Origin of the sequence: Cellulomonas cellasea (genome assembly GCF_030372105.1) — a bacterium.
GTDB lineage: Bacteria > Actinomycetota > Actinomycetes > Actinomycetales > Cellulomonadaceae > Cellulomonas_A > Cellulomonas_A cellasea_A.
Map to the genome: position 1 here is coordinate 1 of NZ_JAUDBQ010000033.1, position 637 is coordinate 637.

The following is a 637-nucleotide window of genomic DNA, read 5'->3' on the forward strand; positions in this document are numbered from 1 at the left end:
CGTTGTTCCGAATGTGTTCTCGTATTACACGTCGATCGCGTGCAACCACTGCGAGGACCCGATTTGTGTGCGGGTGTGCCCCACGACGGCGATGCACGTGAACGAGGACGGCACCGTCTCGGTCGATCAGGAGAAGTGCGTCGGGTGCCGGTATTGCGAGTGGTCGTGCCCGTACTCGGCTCCGCAGTTCGACGCGGAGTCCGGCCACATGTCCAAGTGCGACCTGTGCGCGGACTACCGGGCTGAGGGCAAGGACCCGGCGTGTGTGTCGGCATGCCCGTCGCGGGCGCTGAGCTACGGCCCGGTCGAGGAGCTGCGCGCCGAGCACGGCGACCTGGCCGGTGTCGAGCCGCTGCCGGACCCCGCGATCACGCGTCCGCGCCTGGTGATCACGCCCCACCGTGACGCCCAGCCCAGTGGTTCGGGCACGGGGTCTGTGGCCAACCCTGAGGAGCTGTGACTCATGCACACTGCTGAGCTTCCGATGATTGTTTTCTCCGTGGCCGCCCAGATGAGTGTGGGCGCGTTCGTGGTGCTGGGAATCGTGCAGGTCGTGGCCGGTCGCCGGTTCGCGGCGGGCACGGTGGACAAGATGACCGACACCGCGCTCTACGCGATCGGCCCGGTCATGGTGCTG

1 protein-coding gene is annotated in these 637 nt (G+C 67.2%); it reads left to right on the top strand.

The window, feature by feature from the left end; translation table 11 throughout:
• Positions 1-460, top strand: a 460-nt coding sequence (locus tag QUV83_RS17620) for a 4Fe-4S dicluster domain-containing protein (protein ID WP_289566234.1), incomplete at its 5' end; no start/stop codon positions are given.
• Between the last annotated feature and the right edge of the window lie 177 nt (positions 461-637).